The 14,727-nt window shown below is 58.3% G+C and carries 14 protein-coding genes and 2 pseudogenes; 10 read left to right on the top strand and 6 right to left on the bottom strand.

Going from position 1 to position 14,727, the window contains the following annotated elements:
* Positions 1-8: 8 nt before the first annotated feature.
* From AAAB35_RS11875 to AAAB35_RS11890, 4 genes are all read right to left on the bottom strand, one after another.
* Entirely contained in the window at positions 9-533 is a 525-nt protein-coding gene (locus AAAB35_RS11875; RefSeq protein WP_340668491.1) for a phage tail protein, read from the bottom strand.
* Between the two features lie 18 nt (positions 534-551).
* The gene (locus AAAB35_RS11880; protein ID WP_340668492.1) at positions 552-2,009 is read right to left on the bottom strand and encodes a phage tail sheath subtilisin-like domain-containing protein; all 1,458 of its coding nucleotides are present in this window, start codon (positions 2,007-2,009) and stop codon (positions 552-554) included.
* A 436-nt stretch (positions 2,010-2,445) separates the two neighbouring features.
* A complete protein-coding gene (locus AAAB35_RS11885) occupies positions 2,446-3,213 on the bottom strand; it encodes a response regulator transcription factor (protein WP_340668493.1) in 768 nt (255 codons plus the stop codon).
* 531 nt (positions 3,214-3,744) lie between these two features.
* Positions 3,745-3,984 (bottom strand): helix-turn-helix transcriptional regulator, encoded by a 240-nt coding sequence (locus AAAB35_RS11890; RefSeq protein ID WP_340668494.1) that lies wholly within the window; start codon positions 3,982-3,984, stop codon positions 3,745-3,747.
* Between the two features lie 616 nt (positions 3,985-4,600).
* On the opposite strand from AAAB35_RS11890, the gene AAAB35_RS11895 reads away from it, so the two are divergent.
* Positions 4,601-4,828, top strand: coding sequence for a helix-turn-helix transcriptional regulator (locus AAAB35_RS11895; protein ID WP_340668495.1), 228 nt, complete (start codon positions 4,601-4,603; stop codon positions 4,826-4,828).
* Positions 4,829-4,916: 88 nt separating this feature from the next.
* On the opposite strand, the pseudogene AAAB35_RS11900 reads toward AAAB35_RS11895, so the two are convergent.
* Positions 4,917-5,844 (bottom strand): annotated as a pseudogene (locus AAAB35_RS11900) (AraC family transcriptional regulator).
* A gap of 191 nt (positions 5,845-6,035) precedes the next feature.
* On the opposite strand from AAAB35_RS11900, the gene AAAB35_RS11905 reads away from it, so the two are divergent.
* Positions 6,036-6,353, top strand: a complete 318-nt coding sequence (locus AAAB35_RS11905; RefSeq protein WP_340668496.1) for a hypothetical protein — start codon at positions 6,036-6,038, stop codon at positions 6,351-6,353.
* 59 nt (positions 6,354-6,412) lie between these two features.
* Here AAAB35_RS11905 and hisD read toward each other — a convergent pair whose 3' ends face one another.
* Positions 6,413-7,696, bottom strand: coding sequence for a histidinol dehydrogenase (hisD, locus tag AAAB35_RS11910; protein WP_340668497.1), 1,284 nt, complete (start codon positions 7,694-7,696; stop codon positions 6,413-6,415).
* Positions 7,697-7,867: 171 nt separating this feature from the next.
* On the opposite strand from hisD, the gene AAAB35_RS11915 reads away from it, so the two are divergent.
* The 8 genes and pseudogenes from AAAB35_RS11915 to AAAB35_RS11950 all read left to right on the top strand — a co-directional run.
* Positions 7,868-8,416, top strand: a complete 549-nt coding sequence (locus AAAB35_RS11915; protein ID WP_340668498.1) for a cupin domain-containing protein — start codon at positions 7,868-7,870, stop codon at positions 8,414-8,416.
* A 101-nt stretch (positions 8,417-8,517) separates the two neighbouring features.
* Complete coding sequence (locus tag AAAB35_RS11920; protein ID WP_340668499.1) at positions 8,518-9,558, top strand: ABC transporter substrate-binding protein; 1,041 nt, start codon at positions 8,518-8,520, stop codon at positions 9,556-9,558.
* Positions 9,559-9,681: 123 nt separating this feature from the next.
* Positions 9,682-10,749, top strand: a complete 1,068-nt coding sequence (locus tag AAAB35_RS11925) for an ABC transporter ATP-binding protein (RefSeq protein WP_340668500.1) — start codon at positions 9,682-9,684, stop codon at positions 10,747-10,749.
* Positions 10,746-11,927 (top strand): ABC transporter permease, encoded by a 1,182-nt coding sequence (locus AAAB35_RS11930; protein ID WP_340668501.1) that lies wholly within the window; start codon positions 10,746-10,748, stop codon positions 11,925-11,927. Before AAAB35_RS11925 ends, AAAB35_RS11930 begins: the two co-directional genes overlap by 4 nt.
* Positions 11,924-12,721, top strand: a complete 798-nt coding sequence (locus AAAB35_RS11935) for an ABC transporter permease (protein ID WP_340668502.1) — start codon at positions 11,924-11,926, stop codon at positions 12,719-12,721. Before AAAB35_RS11930 ends, AAAB35_RS11935 begins: the two co-directional genes overlap by 4 nt.
* 504 nt (positions 12,722-13,225) lie before the next feature.
* Positions 13,226-13,465 carry a hypothetical protein gene (locus AAAB35_RS11940; RefSeq protein ID WP_340668503.1) on the top strand — a complete coding sequence of 80 codons (240 nt, stop codon included), beginning with the start codon at positions 13,226-13,228 and terminating at the stop codon, positions 13,463-13,465.
* Positions 13,466-13,788: 323 nt separating this feature from the next.
* On the top strand, positions 13,789-14,280 hold the full coding sequence (locus AAAB35_RS11945) for a hypothetical protein (protein WP_340668504.1): 492 nt from the start codon (positions 13,789-13,791) through the stop codon (positions 14,278-14,280).
* A 51-nt stretch (positions 14,281-14,331) separates the two neighbouring features.
* A pseudogene (locus tag AAAB35_RS11950) lies at positions 14,332-14,727 on the top strand (IclR family transcriptional regulator); the annotation flags it as partial.

Genomic DNA, 14,727 nt, shown 5'->3' on the forward strand with positions numbered 1-14,727 from the left:
GCGCCCTATCAGGCAGGTTCGGTGAAGCGGGGTTCCGTTGGCTCGACGACATCGACGTCGCGCTCCCACCCCTCGTTTTCCAACTTCAGGGTCTGGATCGCCACGGCGTTGGCGTTGGCGTCCAGATCAGGCAGCGCCTGAAATTCCGACACCCAGCAGCGGAACATCTTGTAGGCAAGGACGAGCTGGCCGGCTTCGTTGTAGACTTCAAGGATGATGTCCTTGCGGAAATCCTGAAGAGACACTTCCGCGCCGAGGCCGGAACCGAAATTCCAGACCTTGTTGGCCCAACGCTCGAACTCCAGGTCGTGCGTGACGCCGCGTTCCAGCGTGATCGCTTCGTATTTGGTGCGACCGGGCGACTTGCGCCCGGTCGAGGGATCGCCGCCCTCTCGATGCTCGACGACTTCCGTGCTGCGTTTGAGCGCCGAGACCTTGCTGACGCCCGCAACGTAGCGGCCATCCCATTTCACGCGGAACTTGAAGTTCTTGTAAGGGTCGAAACGCTGCGGATTGACGGAAAACTGTGCCATCAGTTATTCCTTTCGGGGTCAGGTCGTCACGTCGCCGGCGATCTGCTGGATGCGCAGAACGACGAATTCGGCGGGTTTCAGCGGCGCGAAGCCGACATGGATGTTGACGATGCCAAGATTGATGTCGGCCTGCGTCGTCGTCTCGCGGTCGCATTTGACGAAATAAGCTTGCCTCGGCGTCGCGCCCTGGAAGGCGCCTTGCCGGAACAGGCCCTGCAGGAATGCGCCGACATTCAGCCTGATCTGAGCCCAAAGGGGTTCGTCGTTAGGCTCGAACACGACCCACTGCGTGCCGCGAAACAGGCTTTCCTCAAGGAATAGTGCCATGCGGCGCACCGGCGTGTATTTCCATTCTGAGCCGCGTTGGTCGTCGCCGTGCAGGGTGCGCGAGCCCCAGACGATATTGCCGAAGACCGGCATGGTGCGCAGACAGTTGACGCCGCGCGGATTGAGCTGGCCGTTCTCGGCGTCGCTCATGGTGATCGTCAGGCCGAGCGCGCCGTTGAGGCTGGCCTCCGTGCCGGCCGGCGCCTTCCAGACACCGCGCGTCGCATCGGTGCGCGCCATAATTCCGGCGACATAGCCGCTTGGCGGGAATGCGCGGACAGCGTTTGCCCGCAACGGATCGGCGGTGCGAATCCAAGGGAAGTACAGAGCCGAATTACGCGCATCGGCGCCGATGATCGCGCTGTCGAGATCGCCGACATCACCGACGACCGCGGCGGGATCGCAGTCGACCACCAGGAACGCTCGACGCTCCTGGGCGCGGGTCTGCAGGTCGCCGACGGCGGTCGGATTTGTCAGGCCGGGAACGCAGATGATGTTGAAGAGATCAATGCGGTCGGCGATACCGCCGGTGGCGAAGGCATTGGCCAACGGCCCGGTGAACGCCGCGTCGTTGGGTGCGAGGAACGCGCCGTCCGCCCCGCCCGCGAGCGCCTGGGTGCCGGGCGTGGGCGCAACCGGCGGATTGCTGGCAAAGGCGAGATTATCGATGAAGGCTGAACGGCCATTGACGACGTTCGGAGCAAAGCGCGCGTCGGCGGGATCGAACGAAAGGTTCGCGAAGGTTTCCAGCACGGCGCTGTTCGCGGAGGGCTGGATGACGTCGACTGTGAAGCGTGTGTTGTCGTCGGCGCGCAGCGTCACACGCACGCTGATTTCCGCGGCCCAGCCGCCCGGCGAACTCGCCGAAACGCTCAGGTCGCCGAACGAAGCGGTAGCGGTGGCGGCGTTGTCTGCGGCGTTCCCAGCTTCAGTTTGTGTGATACGCAGCACATAGGCGTCGGAGCCGCCATTTTGGTAGAAGGCGCGCACGGCATAGCCGAGATAGGCCTCTTCCTCGTTGACCAGACCGCCGTAGAGGCGCTCGAAGTCAGCGAAGCTGGTGATGCGCAGCGCCCTGTCAATTGGGCCGCGTCTCGCCCAGCCTATGAACAGGGTGATCGACGTAGCGACACCGGTGATCGTTCGCACGCCGCTCGGGACTTCCTCGATGTAAACGCCGGGTTGGAGAAGGGCTACGGGCATGTGGACTCCTCTCTTCGATCACGACCGGACGGCCGCCTGTCGCGGAATGGCGGAATGCGCGGGTCTAGCCCGCGCCACAGCGTATCGCAGACATGAATCATCTCACCGTTCGCGCCGTCGCGAATGAACTGATCGGCTCAAAAGCGGTTCATACCAAGGTCTAGACCATGGCCCGGCGTTCGTCCTGCCGTCGGAGGATTTGTTGCCCGGGCGCGATTGCTTATTCGGGTCGAAAATGGAATTTCGACGCGAAAAGAGCTGCGGAATAGACCAAAGGAACTAGATCCGTCGCGGATTGCTGATGGTGGGACCGGCGAGGACCGGATGCGGCAATTGCCTGACTTTGAGGCCAGGCAAGCGTGATTGTGCTGGGAAAAGTTGGTCAGACCCAGGATTGGGCTGCTTGTTCCGACGGAAAGGCAGCGACGGGATGGCGAAAAGCATCGAGGCCTAGCACCGCCACGTTGCGCAAGCGCGCGCTCACTTGGCTGCGCCGGCTCAACCGCATCTTGCCGAGGACGTTATGGACGTGGTTCTTGACGGTGGCATTCTGGATGCCGAGCGCGAAGGCGATCTGCTTGTTTGACAGCCCCTCGCCGATGAGCACCGCGATCTCGTGTTCGCGCTTCGTGAGAGCGTCGCTGCCCGACTGTTCGTCCGGCATCGATCCCATCATACGGATGCGGCTCAGCAATATGCCTGCCATTCTCGGCGAACAGATGAGTTCGCCCCGCATCGCGCTCTGCACTGCCTTGGACACCTCCTGAGTAGAGGCGTTGGGCGGGATTAATCCCGATATGCCAGCCTGCGCGCAGGCAAGCAGTGCTTTTTCGGATTCGGTGACGCCCAGAGCCACGACCTCGAGCGCCGACTGCATCGAGCGCAGTGCGTGCACCGTCTCCAATGCGATCGCCACTCGCATGTCGAGCAGGGCTACATCGGGTCGGAAGCGCGCCACGGCCTGACCCGCTTGTTCGGGCGGTGCCGTGCCGACTACATGCAGTGCCTTATCCTGGTCGAGAGCCTGAGCGATGCCTTCGCGCACGAGGCGCACATCGCTTACGACAAGCACTGATATGCGGCGTGGTATCGCATAGGCTGTCCGCTCACTCGGTGACGCGATCTCGCCAGCGACCTCATTGGGCTGCATGACCCCTCCTCAACGCTGAATCAAACGGCTGGGTGCGAGGATGAACTGAATTTACTTTCGGCCATAACTACTTAATACGGGCATGACTACTCTGTCTTCCCCGCGTTTCATTACGCCCACACACACTGTAACTCAATATGCTTGCCGCGACAAACTGCTTTGTCTTGAACGCTCCTAGTGAAAATTCATTGATACATAAAAATCGTTGTTGCGTGGCAGCAAACTCCAGGCATGCTGCCAATGCGTGCGCGGCCGTCTTAGTGCCGGGCGCTCAACGATCATGCAGCTTTGCGCGGGGCATCACCGCGTGAGCACGTCTTGCGTAGGTTTTCTCCGAACAGCTCGGACCGCTTCCTGTCCATAGTTCGTGCCGAAAAGATCGCATAAAGGGCCAAAGAGGAACAACATTTTATGCCAAGGTTTCGGCTCGCGCAGCGTTAGGGCCCATTGTGGTGACGGCCCTTCACGTCAGCCCGGATTGTTTTCCAAGCGATGAGAGCGCTGAAATGTTTAGAATCGTCCGGCTAAAGCTCATCTGGCTTCCTTTCTCAACCTTACACCCGGACCTTCTCCGTTCTCGTCCACGAAAATTACACCAGCAGTTTCAAGGGCTTTTTGCAGCGCCAATAGATTGTTGGTGTTTGGCGTCCGTCGTCCTCTCTCAAAGTCGACGACTGTATTTCGTGAAACATTTGCAGCCTCGGCAAGCTTGGCTTGATCCATTTCGACAAGCGCCCTACCGGCGCGGCACTGTGCGGAAGAAATTGGCATTATGCCCAACGTTGTGCATGGTGTTGACAAAGCGCCCAATGTTGGGCATGGTGCGCAATTGAATAGCACGTAGCACACCATAGGAGCAACGCGATGGGCAACCATTTCCGCTGAACAGGGTATCGTTATCTCATTGCCGAGTTGACGCCCGCCCCGCTTCCTATGGCGGCCGAAGCGCCTCATTTCGCGCGGGCGACGTTGAGAGCTCACATTGCCTAGCCGGTACGATAGGGCAACCTTCTCCGACTGGAGCGTGCAGCTCCGGAGCGGAGGCGCCCGGACGAACGGCAATTGGCAGCAATTCAATGAGCGGTTGCGCAAGGTGCTTATAGCAGCACCGAGTCCAGCCTAACCATAAACCAAGTTATCAAGGAACTCGGATCCATGGGTGATTCTGAGAAGAGCAGAATTTTGCCGCCAGTCACCCGGAGAGGTTTGCGCTCGGGTACCGAGGCGCGGTCCAGCGCACAAACAGTGTCGCTAGCAGCCGATGCGGCAGTCGCTGCTGCCCATTCTCCTCTCGTTAAGGTGCCTGAGCCGGGTGGTAAGCGAGCGGTCGCAGCATTCACGGAAAATGTAGATAGCCATGGCGAGCCGATCATGAACGGTGATGGCAATGGACTCGGTCAACCCACTTGCGCTTCGTAAGGTTCTCGCCCGCAATATGCGGATCCGCAGGGCAGAGCTTGCTATCTCGCAAGAAGAAGTTGCCTTCCGCACCGGACTGACCCAAGCCTATCTTAGCGGCATCGAACGGGAAAAGCGGAACATTTCCCTCGACACCATTCAGAAGATAGCCTTTGCCCTTGAAACGACAGGATCGGCGCTGCTCGACATGCGTTAGCGGCCCGATCGCAAAAACGAACGCCACTTTGCCAATAGGAGATCGCTACATCTGCCCGGCCAAAAGCGGACGGTCCTAATCATGATGTTCAAGCAAGCTCGCCAAGGTGACATCGGACCCATTTCGCTTCTTCCGATGCCGTACGCCCGAAATGCCGTTTGAAGTCTCGGCTGAATTGAGCCGGGCTCGCGTAGCCGACTGAACCGGACACCTCTGCGATCGTCCTGTTTTGGCGCGCGATCATCAATCTTGCTTCGTGGAGCCGCATCGCTTTCACATACTGCATTGGACTATTGCCAGTGAGGTCCTTGAAATGGACATGGTAGGAAGGAACGCTCATGCCCACCTCTCTTGCCAGATCGGCGATCGAAATTTCAGAGCTATAGTTTTCCCTCAACCAGGCTAGGCTCTGGACGACCTTTCCGGATGTGCCTTTTTGCTGGAGAGCGGCGATCATCGCGCCGCCTTGCGGGCCAACCAAGACTCGGTAATGCAGTTCCCGCAATATGCTGGCACCAAGGATAGCAATGTCAACGGTGCTGCGAAGTGCCATCAGGAGGCGCATGAGGACATCCTCGATATCGGCAGCCATCCTAGCTCGACACGAGACCTCGCGGCTTGTCGCTCGCCAGTTCTGTGTGATTCTCCACTTGCATGGCGATCTCGGCTGCCATCTGCATATCGGACTCGACATAGACCGCAAGTAATGGCCGCTCCGAACTGGCTGTCGACTCCATTCGGAATGGGACGGGTACCGAAATCGCCAGATAGTGGTCTTCATCGTAGAGAAAGATTTCCCCCTCGAGGATGCCTTGCTTGCTTCCCTGCAATACGAACACCGCGCCTGGTTTGTAGAGTACCGGGACGTCGTGAAGCACAGCTTCCGTCCGCAGTATGCGAACCGAACTGAGCGCGGTCTGATTGTAACCAAGATGAGGGGCGAGCAGCCCAGCCAACGCAACCAGCTCGCGGCGCCATGATCGGCCTCGATAGCTGGCACTCCACACGCGGAACACGCGTCACCGGGAAGCGGAACACTGCAGCGCATGGTCGTCCTGACGGGCGTTTCAGTCCCTTGTCACTTCCGTCCCGCGCAAAAGGAATGGAACTTCGAGGATTCGCTAGGCCGCCAACTCATGATCGAAATGCCGTTCTCGGAGATAGTCCTGATCTCAAGGCATGTAAGCACGCGGAACTCCATACATATTTGAGTGAGGTCAGTTTAAAAAACGTTCGCGATGCATCGACGCCCAGTCCGCAGGCGGTGGACGCGGCCGGGAGCTCGGCACAACGGTTCGTTGTCGATGTCGTGGCCAGGCGCAATGGAGCTATCCGGCGGGCTGTTGCGCGAGGGCGGGACATCTACGCTTTCACCGCACCGCTTGTTTGCGAGGTCGTCGAGCGACTTCTTGACCAAGAGTTCGATTACGTAGGCGCGCACGCTCCCACCGCAGTCCTCAACGCCGGAGACGTTCTGGCCGCGCTCCAACCCGATCCCTTGGCGTTCGAAATCGCCGCTGAGTGAATGGGCTGATCGGCTAATGAGCTGTGGCGAACCGATGCGCGATCCTTAGACGGAAGCTATTATTGCCGGCTAAGTCGAAGCGCTGCCGCCCGGCGATGGCCCTCCATGCCCTCTGTATGACTTTGCCGTACCGAGGGGGGAGCGACTGCGGCCACACCGCGCTCGTCGAGCCATTGGTGGGTGCACACCTTGACGTAGGAACCTACCCAGAGACCTCCGGTGTAACGTCCTGCGGCCATGGTCGGAAGCGTGTGATTCGTCCCGCAGCACTTGTCAGAGTAGACAACGCTCGCAAGTTTCCCAATGAAAAGAGAACCGTAGTTGCGCAACTTTCCTGCCGTGGAATGGGCATCGCGCGTGTGAACCTCAAGGTGTTCCGCAGCGATATGGTCCGAATACTCGATCATTGCGGCTTCATCAGCACAAACGGTGATCTCACCATAGTCGCGCCAGGCGACGCCGGCGATGTCGGCCGTGGGCAGTGTTTCAAGCTGGCGTTCGACCGCCTCCAGTGTAGCCTCGGCCAGTTTTTGATCGGTTGTGATAAGGCCAACGCGGGTCCTGACATCGTGCTCGGCTTGCGCCAGAAGGTCGGTGGCGATCATCTCCGCGTCGCCTGTTTCGTCGGCAACGATATAAATTTCGCTAGGGCCTGCTAATTGGTCGATGCCCACCTGGCCAAACACCTGCCGCTTGGCCTCATTGACGTAGGCGTTGCCCGGTCCGACGATCTTGTCGACGGCGGGAATGGTTTCGGTTCCGAACGCCATGGCGGCAATGGCCTGCGCGCCGCCCACCTTGAAAATCCTGTCGGCGCCCGACAAATGGCAGCCAGCAATCATGGCCGGATGGGCCTTGGGCGGCAAGCAGGCGATAACATGATCGCAGCCGGCGACCTTCGCCGGCACGATGGTCATGACGGGTGCAGATAGGATCGGATATCGGCCAGCAGGCACATAGGCTCCTACAACCGCAACGGGAATGACCCGGTGTCCCAGGTGCAGTCCAGGAAGCGCGTCGAATTCGAGCGGAAGTATGGTTCGGAGTTGCGCTTCGGCGAACGTCTTTACGCGCTCAATGGCAAACTCAGTGTCTTTCCTAGTCTGGGGATCGAGATTGGCAATGGCTTCCAGGCGATCCTCGAGGCTCACTTCGAATGTGACAAGATCGGATCGGTCAAAGGTGCGTGCATATTCTCCGACGGCATCGTCTCCGCGTGCACGCACATTCGCAATGATGTCCTTGACCGCGGCCTCAATTGCAGCAGTATCCGAAATCGAGAGAACGTTTGGCTGCTTGAGATGCCTTATCTTGTCACCCAATTGGTTGGAGCGGTTTGCCATTTGAATCTCCGGGTTACCTGTTGGAGGAATGTCGTCACAATTATGCACCTGCCGGGTTACTGCAATTGCTGGCGAAGCATCTGTTCAGTATATTCACCAAAGGCGGCGCGTTCTGCACCTCGTGCGGTGACAGGCTGTTTCGAGGAGGCACTCCAATCTTGGGAAGATCCAATGCCAAAAATCGGCGTCAAATTGAAAGAGATGCGGCGCAGGCGCGATTTGGGCGTGCGAGAGCTGGCGGTGAGGTCCGGAATCTCCCATTCTACCATTTCCCTGATCGAGCGGGACAAGATGAGTCCGTCAATCGACACGTTGAGTGCGGTGCTGGACGCGCTCGGCACGACGCTCCCAGGGTTCTTTAGCGATCTTCAGTCAAGCCTGCCGTACACGCCGTTCTATGGAAGGGAGGAATTGGTGGAGATCGGCAAGCTCGACACCATCTCATACCGCGTTATCGGCCTCAACCATCCTAACCGGCAACTTCTTATGCTGCACGAGACCTACGCGGTCGGCGCTGACACCGGAGAAGCCATCGCGCATGCCGCGCAAGAGGCGGGAATGGTGATCAAAGGAGCAGTGGAAGTGACCGTTGGCGGCCAGAAAAAGATCCTGAACAAGGGCGATGGGTATTACTTCGACAGCCGGCTCCCCCATCGCTTCCGCAATGTGGGCGAGCAGAAGAGCGAGATCTTAAGCGCGATAACCCCGCCGACATATTGACTTGTATAACGGTGATTTTAATCACCGCGCGCTTTATCAGGCTTTCATTCGAGTCAAACTGTGGTTTCTTAGCACAGTTATAGAAAAAAAGGGGAATGACGATGAAAATTCTGAACGCAGCGTTGGTTGCATGCGCGTTGGCGACCATCGGAACAGCGACCGCTGAAGCCCGTGATCTGACAATCGTGTCATGGGGCGGTAATTACCAAGACGCCCAGCGCAAAATCTATTTCGAGCCGTTTGCAAAGCAGACCGGAAAGCCGGTGCTCGATGAGAGTTGGGATGGCGGATACGGCGTGCTTCAGGCCAAGGTGAAAGCGGGCGTTCCAAATTGGGATGCGGTCCAGGTTGAGGCCGAAGAACTTGCGCTTGGCTGCGCGGACGGTATTTACGAAAAGGTCAACTGGGACAAGTTGGGCGGCAAGTCCAAGTTCTTACCCGCTGCCGTCAGCGATTGCGGCGTTGGCGCGATCGTTTGGTCAACTGGAATTTCCTACGATGGCGACAAGCTGAAACAAGCGCCAGCCTCTTGGGCCGACTTTTGGGACACGAAGAAGATTCCCGGCAAGCGGGGCCTACGCAAAGGAGCGAAATACGCGCTTGAATTCGCCTTGATGGCGGACGGTGTGGCTGTCGATGAGGTTTACTCCGTTCTTGCCACCCCGGAAGGCGTCGACAGAGCCTTCAAAAAACTTGATGAGCTGAAGCCGAACATTGTCTGGTGGGAGGCCGGAGCACAGCCGCTTCAGTTGCTCTCCTCGGGAGAGGTGGTCATGACTACTGCTTATAACGGTCGTATCAGCGGTTTGAACAGGTCCGAAGGCAAGCACTTCGGCTTTGTGTTTCCGGGCAGCATCTATGCTATCGACAGTTGGGTAGTGCTAAAGGACAGCCCGAACAAGGACACGGCGATGGACTTCATCGCCTATGCGAGCAAGGAGGACAACCAGTCTAAATTGCCCGAATACATCGCCTACGGACTTCCCAACATCGAGGCGGGCAAACTCGTGCCTGCAAAATTCCAGACCGAGCTTCCGACTTCGCCGGACAATCTCAAGGGAGCGATTTCCCTGGATGTTGATTTCTGGACCGACAATTCCGAGGCTCTGACACAGCGGTTCAATGCCTGGCTCGCGCAATAACTTAGTTCTGAATGAGCGCTGAGACATACGCGGTCCTGCCCTCGCCGTCGTGACGTGCAGGCTCGCGGTTTGTCGGGGCCGCCGCCATTGCGCATTGCTTTCCGAGTGCTGAGGTGATCGACGTTGAACAATCCATTTATCCGCTTGGAGGAGGTCAGCAAATCCTTCGGGCTCCTCACCGTTGTCGAGGGACTGAATCTTGAGATCGGCAAGGGGGAGTTCATCAGCCTGCTTGGTCCCTCCGGTTCTGGCAAAACGACGATACTCATGATGCTTGCGGGTTTCGAGAATCCGACAAGCGGCGCAATCTGGGCGGGCGACAAACGAATTGACAGTTTGCCGCCGCACAGACGCAACATGGGTGTCGTCTTCCAGAATTATGCGCTCTTCCCGCACATGACGGTTTCGGAGAACGTCGCCTTCCCCTTGAAAATGCGCAGCCTCCCGCGTGCGGAGGTGAAGGAGCGTGTGGGAAAGGCGCTCGAAATGGTGCAGCTTGGCTCACTTGCCGAGCGACGTCCGTCACAGCTCTCGGGCGGACAGCAGCAACGGGTTGCATTGGCACGTGCACTGATCTTCGAGCCCGAAGTGGTTTTGATGGACGAGCCGCTCGGCGCACTGGACAAGCAACTGCGCGAACAAATGCAACTGGACATTAGGGATCTGCATCGGCGGCTCAAGCTGACGATCGTCTTTGTGACGCACGATCAATCGGAGGCGCTGACGATGTCGGATCGCATCGCGATTTTTAATCGCGGCAAAATAGAACAGATTGGCAAACCCTCGGACATCTATGACCATCCGAGCACGCAATTCGTCGCGGAGTTCATTGGCGAGACAAATCTGGTCTGGGGTTCCGTACGAAGCATCGAAGGCGCTACCGCCCGTGTCCAGTTGCCCGGCGGCCAGCAGGTTTTCGTTGAAACAGCCATGGACCTTCGTCCAAACGGCAGTGTTTGCCTGTCGATAAGACCCGAGCGGATAAAGGTGGGACGCCGGGAGGCTGCGGGCAACAACATCACCGCCGCCGTCTCAGATATCGTCTATCACGGAGATCATTTGCGGTTGGTTGCAAAAAGCGACAGCCAGTCGCTGATCGTCACGACGGACCGCAGCCAGCCCACGCTTTCGATTGGTGAAGAGGTGCAACTTTCCTTCCTGCCGTCCGATTGCTGGGTGGTTCGCCCATGAATCCGCCAAGACTCAGCAAACGGGTAATTTCCCTGGCGCTTGTCGCGCCGCTGTTGCTATTCCTTATTGTCTTTTTCGCGTTGCCGCTCGTCACTATGATGAAGTCCGCTGTGTCCGACCCGGTGGCGGCACGCACACTCCCCGCCACCGCGAGGTCGGTTTCGAGCTGGGATCGCACCAGCCCCCCAACGGTTGAAATGCAAGCTGCCTTGGTGGCCGACCTGCGCCAGATCAGCGACGACCAATTGTTCGGGGATCTTGTCCGGCGGCTGAACAGTGCCAAATCCGGCTTTCGCACCTTGATGCCCAAAACACGTAAGGCTGCTTTGGACGTCGCCGGAAGCATTGATCTTGTTGCGCTGGACAAGCGATGGGGTGACATTTCCTACTGGCAGGCCGTCAGCGTGGCTGCATCTTCGAGAATCACAGACCGCAATCTTTTGGCAGCAGTTGATCTGCAACGGGACGCGTCCGGTGCAATTGCCTTTCTTCCGGCTGATGCTTCGGCGAACAGGGCCATCATGCTGCGGACGTTTGTGATGGCTTTGACGGTGACAGGGGCGTGCGTCTTGATCGGATTTCCCTTTGCGATGATCGCTGCCTCGGTCGATGGCTGGAAGCGGCAATTGTTGCTGGGTGCGGTGCTGTTACCGCTCTGGACGTCACTGCTGGTGCGAACCGCGGCATGGTTCATCTTGTTGCAGGACAGGGGGTTGATCAATTCGGTCTTGATGCATTCGGGCGTAACATCCAGCCCGATACCGCTGATCTTCAACCGAGCCGGCGTCATCATCGCCATGACCCATGTCCTGCTTCCCTTCATGGTGCTTCCGATCTTCAGTGTGCTGATCGGTATCCCAAAAAATCTGATGCCGGCCGCCGCGTCGTTGGGTGCTCATCCCGTCAGGGCATTCTTGAATGTCTTGCTGCCGCTCGCGCTGCGCGGCGTCGTCTCCGGTTCGCTTCTGGTGTTCATGAGCGCGCTCGGTTACTACATCACGCCGGCCTTGATCGGCGGTGCGAAGGATCAGATGATCAGTTCGGTGATCGCCTACTATGCCACGGGCGCGGCCAACTGGGGCATGGCCGGGGCGCTTGGACTGGTCCTCCTGGCGGCCACAATGATCCTCTACGCGATATATCTCAGGCTTTCGTCAGAACGGGAGATGAGTGCGTGAACGTGTTGCGTTTTTCGAAACTGATCTTTGGTTCTGCGACGGTCTTCTTTCTGATCGCACCGCTGATTGCGATCCTGCCGCTCGCTTTCACCGACAGTGTCTTCCTCAACTATCCCATTCCTGGTTACTCAACCCGGTGGTTCGGTGAGCTGTTCACCGCCGGTGTGTGGCAGCGGTCCATCATCAACAGCCTCATCATCGGATGTGGCACCACCGTGCTTGCGACATTCCTGGGAACCGTTGGTGCCCTCGGACTTCGGGACAAGCAGCTTTCGCTTGTCCTTACGACCATCAATACGATTTTTCTCTTGCCGATGGTGGTGCCGGCGGTGGTGCTGGGCGTCGGCATGCAGCTCATGTTTGCGCGATATGCTTTGACCAACACGTATCTTGGGGTGATTATCGCCCACACTGTGGTGGCGGTGCCCTTTGTCGTCGTCAACGTCCTGGCGGTATTGCAGGGGATTGATCGCCGGTTGGAGCAGGCGGCAGCCAGTCTCGGCGCAGCACCCATTAGGGTGCTGAAACAAGTCACCTTGCCGCTCGCGCTCCCAGGTATCGTATCTGGGGCTGTTTTCGCTTTTGCGACGTCGTTGGACGAAGTCGTGCTGACGCTGTTTGTGGCCGGCCCAAACCAGCGGACGCTTGCACGGCAAATGTTCTCCACGATACGGGAAAATATCAGCCCCGCGATCGCTGCCGCGGCCTTCGTTTTCATTGTAGGCACGGTGTTGATTGCGGTTGTCGTGAACTTTTCGCGAGGTACCAAACCGACGAATGGATACCATCGTTAGGCGATGCCTCTAACCGGCAACCTTCTCCGGACCCTCAGTGCCCTGGTCCACACTAGAGTCTCGCGCGCTAAGTATCGTCAACGATTCCTTTGTCTGAATGTCTCGACCCGCGGCCTCGAACCTGAAATGCGTTTCGAGGGATGGCAGATCGACTCACGCACATTCTTGGCCCAACTATGAGGAAGCCTTGACGGCGGAATTCCATCACCGCCTAGCCCTGGACCATTGCCATTCGTGTCAATGAATATGACGCCTGCCTATTCGAGGGCTGACTGCAGCTTGGCTAACGTCGTGCCGGTCACGGCTAGTAACTCACCTTCCATTTTTTCTAGGCGCTTTATCGTCTCAACGGAAACTCCGGCGCTTTCAGCCAAACCAGACTGATCTAATCGTAGCAGAGCCCTTGCGGCTCGGAGCTGTGCAGAAGTAAGCAAAATACACCTCAAGTGCTTCAGATTACCTATAGAGTTTCACTGATTTCGCTTCAACCGCGAGGACCCTCTGATGGACATGACAGCGACAGAAGACAGCATGGCCCTCTACGTGCCATCTTCAGCCACCGCTCAGCCGTCACGACTGCGACAAGTGGCATGGCCGGATACCCCAGATTTAGCGGTGAACGTGATGAATGCCATATCGGTTCTGGACGATAACGATTTGTCGGCACTGAGCACGCGGATCCAGTTCCTTGAACGCGAGCTCGATGGTCACCTGATGGTTTGCCCCACAGGGCGGTGGAACTGAAAGGGGAAGGCCACCTTCTACGACGGGTGCGTGCGGATGGTGAGCGGAGGTATGCCTGAAAGAGCGGCAACTGTCGGCAATTTCAGCGAGTGCGGCTGTACAAGGATGCCGAGTACAGCCTGACCATAAACCAAGTGATTAGGGAGCTCGGATTGATGGCTGATTTTGAAAATAGTAGAACTTTGTCGCCAGTCACCTCTAGAGGCTTGCTCGCGGGTACGGCGGTATGGGCTGGCAGAACAAACCGCAAATGGCACACCTGATTGCGGCGCGACCGCTTGGCAGCAATGGATGAGCGGGCGCTTTGCATTTGGCGAGAAAGGATGGCGGCGCACAAAAAGGTCGAGGCGCAGTGTCGGGCGCAGCAGCGTCTTGAACGGCGTCTGGTCGCGGCTATGGGCTTTCCTCGGGTTGAAATACGAGCAGCGGCCATGGAGCAACCGGTCATGGTATTTACGGCGGGCGCGGTCGATTCCCTGCTTGGCGGGGGAGCAGAGACCGCCGACGCCCGGAGAGAGGCGAAAGCCATTCTTCGTGCGCAACAGCAAGCCTGGGACGCGATGGATGAGCGTCTGGGTTACAGTCGTGCCAGGCGTGCCGAGGTAGAGGCGGAAGCCCATCTCGACAAGCTGGCGGCAGCCCTTTGGACGGAGCCTGCCGGATCCATCGCGGGAATTGTCGCGAATCTCCATGCTGTTGTGCTGAGATATGAGGACGAAGGTCCACGCAACGAACCGCCATGGCGGCAAATCCGGTCGATCTTGATCGACCTTACCCGCCTCGATGCCACCAGTTCTGGCCGTCCGAAGCCGTGACTGTTGCAAATGGAGCGTAGGAAGAGCGGTCCGGCAAGAGGTTGCTGCACTTCGGCACCGCCGCAGCGACAAGTCTTGCCCGCGACACTGTCCCAGGCAGTGGCAACTTCTGCTGCTCACGCTGCCGTCCGCGATTGGCGAATCCGGCGACTGGACGATCGGCGTGCGCGCCTTCGAGATCGGCAACGCTTTTCTGCGCTATCGCAAGTTTGGCGCGATCAGCCGCCCATTTTTAAAGCGGCTCATGGATGAATGCGGCGGGACGGCCAATGTCGCCATTGAGGATGAAGGTGACGTCGTCTTCATTTCGCAGATCGAGGGCCATGCACCGATGCGGGCCTTCTTTCGTCCCGGGCGGCGCGGGCCGATCCATGCCTCCGGGATCGGCAAGGCAATCCTCTCGACATGGTCGGACACAGACATTGCTCAGGCCCTGTCCGGCAAGAC

It is taken from the genome of Phyllobacterium sp. (genome assembly GCF_037994425.1).
Lineage (GTDB): Bacteria > Pseudomonadota > Alphaproteobacteria > Rhizobiales > Rhizobiaceae > Phyllobacterium.